This window comes from Carboxydocella sporoproducens DSM 16521, assembly GCF_900167165.1.
In the GTDB taxonomy this organism is placed as follows: domain Bacteria; phylum Bacillota.
Map to the genome: position 1 here is coordinate 173525 of NZ_FUXM01000001.1, position 6558 is coordinate 180082.

Annotated in this window: 6 protein-coding genes; all 6 read right to left on the reverse strand. The window is 53.6% G+C overall.

The features are described from left to right. Nucleotides 1-9: 9 nt before the first annotated feature. Nucleotides 10-1461 (reverse strand): methylaspartate mutase subunit E, encoded by a 1452-nt coding sequence (locus tag B5D20_RS00855; protein WP_078664323.1) that lies wholly within the window; start codon nucleotides 1459-1461, stop codon nucleotides 10-12. Between the two features lie 11 nt (nucleotides 1462-1472). Continuing rightward, nucleotides 1473-2861 carry a methylaspartate mutase accessory protein GlmL gene (glmL, locus tag B5D20_RS00860; protein ID WP_078664324.1) on the reverse strand — a complete coding sequence of 463 codons (1389 nt, stop codon included), beginning with the start codon at nucleotides 2859-2861 and terminating at the stop codon, nucleotides 1473-1475. Further along, complete coding sequence (gene glmS, locus B5D20_RS00865) at nucleotides 2836-3285, reverse strand: methylaspartate mutase subunit S (protein ID WP_078664325.1); 450 nt, start codon at nucleotides 3283-3285, stop codon at nucleotides 2836-2838. The genes glmL and glmS overlap by 26 nt, the downstream gene beginning before the upstream one ends. A gap of 16 nt (nucleotides 3286-3301) precedes the next feature. Beyond that, nucleotides 3302-4099: a glutamate racemase gene (gene murI, locus B5D20_RS00870; RefSeq protein WP_078664326.1), complete on the reverse strand. Its 798-nt coding sequence runs from the start codon at nucleotides 4097-4099 to the stop codon at nucleotides 3302-3304. A gap of 11 nt (nucleotides 4100-4110) precedes the next feature. Further along, on the reverse strand, nucleotides 4111-5079 hold the full coding sequence (locus B5D20_RS00875) for a GntR family transcriptional regulator (RefSeq protein WP_078664327.1): 969 nt from the start codon (nucleotides 5077-5079) through the stop codon (nucleotides 4111-4113). Nucleotides 5080-5236: 157 nt separating this feature from the next. After that, nucleotides 5237-6558, reverse strand: a 1322-nt coding sequence (locus B5D20_RS00880; protein ID WP_078664328.1) for an N-acetylmuramoyl-L-alanine amidase, incomplete at its 5' end; no start/stop codon positions are given.

The window sequence follows — 6558 nt, forward strand, 5'->3', positions numbered from 1 at the left end:
TCCGCTTTTCTATCTGGGCCGGCCTACCAGCATGCCTTTACCAATGGCATAGATATCATCGATTACCATCTGGAAACTGGGCTGGCGATTTTCCTTACGGCCCCGTTCAGCAATTTTCTCCTGATGGAAGGCCCGGATTTCCGCATCAAAAGGCAACTGGCCGAAATCCAGGAAACGCACCGCCCCCTGATTGTCCCGGGCCGGCAAAATCTTGCCCAGATTGTGGCGACTGGGGGCAAAAGGTACATCGATTACACCGGCCTTGAAGGCCCGTACGGCCCCAACGGCCCAGTCTCCCTCTCCCAGTTCCAGGGTCTTGTCCAGGATGGCCCGGGTTTCCTTGCGAATCATCTCCATTTCCAGCTGCAGCTCACTGGTCAGGGGCAAACTCTGATCCTTGAGCATGTTCAGTACCTGTTTGGTGGCCTTGAGCCCGGCGGCATTGGCTTCCCTGGTCGGAATTCCCATCGCCTCATGGGGAGTCTTAACAATTACCTTATTAACTCTGGCCAGGGCGGCAGTAACAGCGCCCCAGGAGATGACACCAAAGGCTTTGCTTTCATCTTGCGGGAAGCCGCCCATCCACTGGTGGAACACCGTGGTGATTTGCCGACCACTGTACCCAAAGCGGTTCAGATATTCCTCTGCCAGTTCGGCCAGGGTCCTTATGGCCGCTACATCCTGATAGAGGTTACCACATTGTCCATAGCCCAGGGTCAGGTTCATAACCCCCTGTTCGGCTGCCAGTAAGGCTTCAATAATAGCCACCGCATGGGATATACTGGGAGGCACCAGGGTACCGGTTAAAGGCCCAAAAGGCTCCCGGTTGATGCTGACCCCATTTTCTTCATAATATCCCACCAGGCGGTCAACATATTGCCAGTAACGGATAGACTTTTCCAGCGGCATATCTTTGGAATAAGGAATATTATAGCTGATACCGCCACCCTCAAAATCGGTAAAACCTCCAGCCAGCGTAATTTCCGCCAGCAAGCGGGCATCAGGAGTACCGTGCCGAACCTGTACCGGCACATTCACTGCTTCCACCACTTTACGGCAGGCATCTACCCCGTAATTGACTGCCGGAAAGCCATTGAGCATGGAGCGACCTGCTGCCCGGGACTCCTCGATTCCTGTTTCCGCCTCTTTATAGCGGTTTTGCCGGGTATAGGAATCAATGGTGGTGGGCAGGAAATCCGCCCCGCCTTCGTCCTGTAAATAACGCAACAGCTCTATGTGTTCATGCAAGAGAGCTACTCCGGCCCGGGGCTGGGCAAAGGTAATTCCTTCCCGCTTGCCCTGAGCCAGTTTTTTGGCCATCACCTTGCTGGCCGGTAACTGTTTATGATAGGCAATAGCTTCTTCCAGATCTACTCCGCGTCCGGTAGGCCAGGACTGCAATACTTCCTGCCGTTCAGCCCAAAACTGTTCTAAGTCCAGCTTTTTGTTCACAAGTTCCACACTTACCCCTCCTAGATTTCTCTAAGTCCGGCCGTCATGATAGTCATGGCCGCCTCTTCATCTATTTCAGCCAGCAGACCCATCGCTGCCAGAATATACTCCTGATCCAACCACAGGCGCGGTTGCATGGGTTTCAACAACATGGGCTGTTCCGGTTCAAACAGTACTCCTTCCAGAATCCGCCGGGGCCGGGGATGATGGACCAGCACCCCGCCGGTACCGATGACATGCCCGATTTGGGTCAAATCCTTGCCATACTGGACAAAGGTCGCCCCAAAAGGAGTGTAAACTGTTTCCAGCTGCCCCACATGCCGTTCAGTGGCCAGGCGGGCACAGAGGTAGCCCAGCAGCGTATCCCACTCCCATTCCTGTTCATTTACCGGCAGATAATCAGGCTGCTGGTGTACTTTCCGTACATATTCCTGACCTTCCTGCCATTTTTCTCTAAATAGCTTTAGCAACAGGGCCCTGGGGGTTGCTTCCCAGAGGGCCTCGGCACTATAACGCATGCCCAGGTCACCCTCAACTGTGCGCTTGGCTTTAGGCTCCGGTAAACCCTTCCAGTTAACTCCCGGCTTGCTGGGCCCCCCTTCGGCAATGGAATGCACATCCGTAGTGGCCCCGCCAATGTCCACCAGCAGCAGCTCCCCCCAGCCCCTCTGGCCTGGAGTCCCCTCTGCCAGCAGCCGCGCTCCTTGTAATACTGCTGCCGGGGTAGGCATTACAATCCCCAGCAATGTTTCTGCCTTATCCAGCCCTTTAGCGGCAATAATCCGTTCCAGAAAGACTTCCCGGATGGTTTCCCGGGCCGGTTCCACATTGAGCTGATTCAGTTCTGGCATAACATTTTCCGTCACCCGCACGGGAAAACCGGCCTGGCTGAGAATCTCCGCCACCTGAGCCGCTGCCACTTTATTGCCAGCAACCACCACCGGTACCCGTAAAGAGCCGGCAGCCAGAGTGTGGGCATTGGCAATGATCGTCTCCCTGTTTCCTCCATCGGTTCCTCCGGCCAGCAGGATAATATCAGGAGGTGTAGCAGCCATTTGTTCCACATCCTGCGGAGTAAGAAAACGGGAAAACACATGGGTTAGCCGCGCTCCAGCCCCCAGGGCAGCCAGGCGGGCCGCTTCCACTGTCAATTCCCGTACCAGTCCGATTGCCGCCAGCTTTAAACCCCCGGCTGCACTGGAACAGCCCAGTTTATGGGGGTAAGTCAGCGGATCTTCTCCCAGCTCTTCACCCAGCTGGCGACAGGCCCTGGTCAAACCGATATTAATATCCTCCTGAACGGTAGTAAAGGCTCTGGCCGTTCCCAGTAAACACCGTTTTTCCAGGTCTACTGCCGTTACCTTGGTGTAAGTGCTGCCGAAATCAACCAAGAGGGCCCTCGCTGTCATTGGATTCTCCCTCCCCCAAGTCCTGCCGGAGGTCTCGAATTACCACTTCCGGCAATGTGCCCGGTGGATAAACGCGATTAAAACCCATCGTTTTGAAGCGCGCCTCCACCGAAGCGAAATCCTGTTTACCTACAACCAGGTTACCACCAGCATAAAGCAGGATATCCCCAATCCCGGCTTCAATACACTTGTCCCTTAACCCCCGGCAGTCCAGCTCACCATGCCCATACAGCGAACCCACCAGTATAGCGGCGGCATCGGTCTCAATGGCGGCATTGATAAACTCCTCCTGAGTGGCCATTACCCCTATGTTTACCACTTTAAATCCTGCAGCGGTCAGAGCGTGGTCCAGAATTTTGTTGCCAATAGCGTGAACATCAGCACCTATTACCCCCAGAACCAGGGTATTGTTTTTTCTTGCCATGACTGAATCCTCCCCGTTACCTGTCTGCCTTTTCCACCTGTTTTATAATATCTCCCAGCAGAATTTTTCCTACACGCTGAAATTGCAGGGGATCCCCGCTGACCACAAAGCGATATTGACCCTGCCCCCCTTCTGCTGCCAGTCCTCTGCTGGCCAGCAGCTGCTCCGCTTCCCTCACCACTGCCTGGGCCGGATCCACCAGGGTGAGGTTACTGTCTGCCAGCCGGCGAATCACCGGCTCCAGGAAAGGATAGTGGGTACAACCATAAACCAGAGTATCTATGCCCTCTGCCAGTAAGGGCAGGACATATTCGCGCACCGCCTCAACCGTTTCCTCTGTATCAAAGCGACCACTCTCCACCAGCGGAACGAATTTGGGGCAAGCCTGCCCCAGCACCTCCGCCTCGGGCCGCAGAGCTTTGATCGCCGCCGGATAAGCCTGGCTGCGGGTGGTGGCTTCTGTAGCAATCACTCCAATTTTCCCGTTTTTACTGGCTGCTGCTGCCGCTTTGGCCCCGGGTTTGATCATGCCGATCATCGGGACAGGAAATTCCGCCGCCAGAGCCTCCAGGGTCAAAGAAGAGCTGGTATTACAGGCCACCAGCACCAGTTTTACTCCGGCAGCAGTCAGATACTCCATAATACCGCGGCCATAAGCCAGTAACTGTTCCCTGGTTTTTGACCCATAGGGGACATGGGCGGTATCTCCATAGTAAATCACATTTTCTGCTGGCAGATGTTTCAACAGCTCCCTGACAACAGTCAGGCCGCCCACTCCAGAATCAAATACACCTATGGGGGCAAATTTATCCACAACAATCACCTCTATTTATCTTTAAGCTCCAGTAAAGCCGATTTTATTACATTGATAGTTTCAGGGTCAGGTAAAAACCTCATTTCAATGACATCCAGCCGGGGAGCCAGTGTCTGAATCTCCTTTTTCCGGTTGGGAGAAACAATCACTGCATCCACGTCCTGCAGGAGAGCAGTCAATTCAGCCTCGTCATGACTTATTGATGTTAGCAGCTGCAAATGATTGAGTCCGGCCTGTTTCAGGGCCGCTCTGATTTTAGCCGCAAAAGTCTCGGAGAGGCAAACAATAGCCAGTTTACTACCCTGGGGATAGCGGGCAATGCGGACAATCGTTTCAATCTCCGGATTCAGAGCGATGCCCAGCACCGTCTTTTTCTTGTCGGCCACCAGTTGCTTGACTTCCTGCAAATGAAAAAAGGTAGAGACCACCAGGTCGACATTTTCCAGCACCTGATTGATTTTTGCCGGCTGGCGGCGAAAATCCTCAAGCAGGATGGGCAGGATGGTAATCCCCATACCCAGATGCATTTCCCGGCTAAAATAGTCCAGCTGTTCCCGGTTACATTCCACAAAAGCGATTTTCATGCGGGCCAGCATCTCTTTCTTCTCCCGGGCCCGCACATGGGCAATGGCCACAAATTCATCCAGGGAAAAGCCCATTTCCGCCGCCTCTTCCAGAGCCACATCGATTATCCGCAATAACCGCTCCTTCCGCCCCTCCTGGCGCAGAACAGCATCAGAATCGGTAATAAACGTCCCCCGACCCTGGGTAGAAACCAGAATCCCTTCCCCCTCCAGCTCTTTATAGGCCATGCTGACGGTATTGCGGCTGATATTGAGCATTTCCGCCAGTTCCCGCTCGGTGGGAATCTTCTGACCCGCTTCCCAGTAGCCGGTCTCGATCAAACGCTTGATTCCTTCTTTGAGCTGTATGTAGATCGGTACTCCAGACTTGCGATCTATTTCAATTTTCAGGTTCATTCCTTCACCACCTTTCTAATGGAGCATTGGACTAATGTATTAGTCCAATTCGACAAGTCTATGGCTTTTTCCTGCTAACTGCAAAATTTTTTCTGAATATAATATGCACCAAAAATAAAAGAAAACACCTCTGCTGCACAGAGGTGCTGATGAACCCTTATTCCGTGAAATAGCGAATTATTCCCTGGGCAATGGCCCGGGCTATCTGGTCCTGAAAACCGGGATCATTAAGGAGCTGCTCCTCGGTAGGATTGCTGAGGAAGGCCGTTTCTACCAGCACACTGGGCATCCTGGTGCCGCGCAAAACCGCCAGGCCCCTGCTGTCCAGCCAGACGCCATTATTGGCTCCAAAGGCCTTGCGCTCTGGGATTTTCAAAATCTCTTCCTGAATCAGTTGCGCTAGTTTGAGACGGGCAGCAATTTCCTCAGAAGTCCGGTTTTCATTGTTGTAATAGGTAGCAGAACCATAAACACTGCTGCTAGTATTGGAATTGGCGTGGATGCTCACAAAGAGCTGGGCCTGCTGGTCGTTGGCCAGGGTATAGCGTTCCGCCAGGGTTGGGTAGGTATCCCCTTCCCGGGTCATGATGATCTGGGCCCCTTCTTCCGCCAGATACCGCCGTACCCGCTGGGCGATAGCCAGGTTTACATCCTTTTCCTTAACCTTCAGCACCCCGCCGATGGCACCGGGGTCAGTACCACCATGACCTGGATCAATCACAATCGTGCGTCCTTGCAGACGGCCCAGACCTACCAGAATCTCCAGGCTGCGCCCATCCTGACCGGGAATCAGCACCGGAGCATAAACACTGCTATATACTGCTGTCAGCACTACCCCAGCAGCATCATCTTCCAGCTGCTGGACCTGGAGTAATTCCAGCCCGGGCCAGCTTTGTCCCGCCCCATCGAAAGGATTGAGCAATTTCGCCCCTGGCAGTATCACTTTCCACTGTCTATCCTGTTTCTCCAGCACTACCTGATCGGTAACAGAGCTGTTGGCATAAACCTTAATCCTGGTGCCATCCCCTTCTTTAATGGCCCTGATGTCAATATAAAGGCCCTGCTCAGCTGGCGGCAGGTTTGGCACCGGTTCCGGCTCAGGTTTGTCCTGAGGTTGACTGCTGACAGGCGTTACCTGCGGTTTTTCCTGCACCAGCCAGCCTGCTACCCAGGCGTTATTAGCCAGCTTGTACCATATCTTGCCGTCACTGGCTTTTTGCTGGGCGACCACCTTTAATTCCTGCCCCTGTCTGGCTACCCCTACTTTGGCGTAGTTAGTGCCCGGGCCAGTCCGCAGATTGACGGTAGTAGCGATTACATAAACTGTTTTCTGCACGGCAGCCGGAGCCTGGTTAACCGGTTTTGCCTCCGGCTGAGCTAGTTTATAACTAACCAGACTTTTAAAAACCCAGCCTGTTTGTTTGCCAAATTTGACCTGCAGCCAGTCTCCTTTTTGACTGAGAACCGGTAGCTTGTCCC

Excerpts from the sequence above, each read along its gene's own strand:
- glmS (WP_078664325.1), bottom strand. The coding sequence starts at position 3,285 with ATGGCAAGAAAAAACAATACCCTGGTTCTGGGGGTAATAGGTGCTGAT.
- B5D20_RS00875 (WP_078664327.1), bottom strand. The coding sequence starts at position 5,079 with ATGAACCTGAAAATTGAAATAGATCGCAAGTCTGGAGTACCGATCTAC.
- glmL (WP_078664324.1), bottom strand. The coding sequence starts at position 2,861 with ATGACAGCGAGGGCCCTCTTGGTTGATTTCGGCAGCACTTACACCAAG.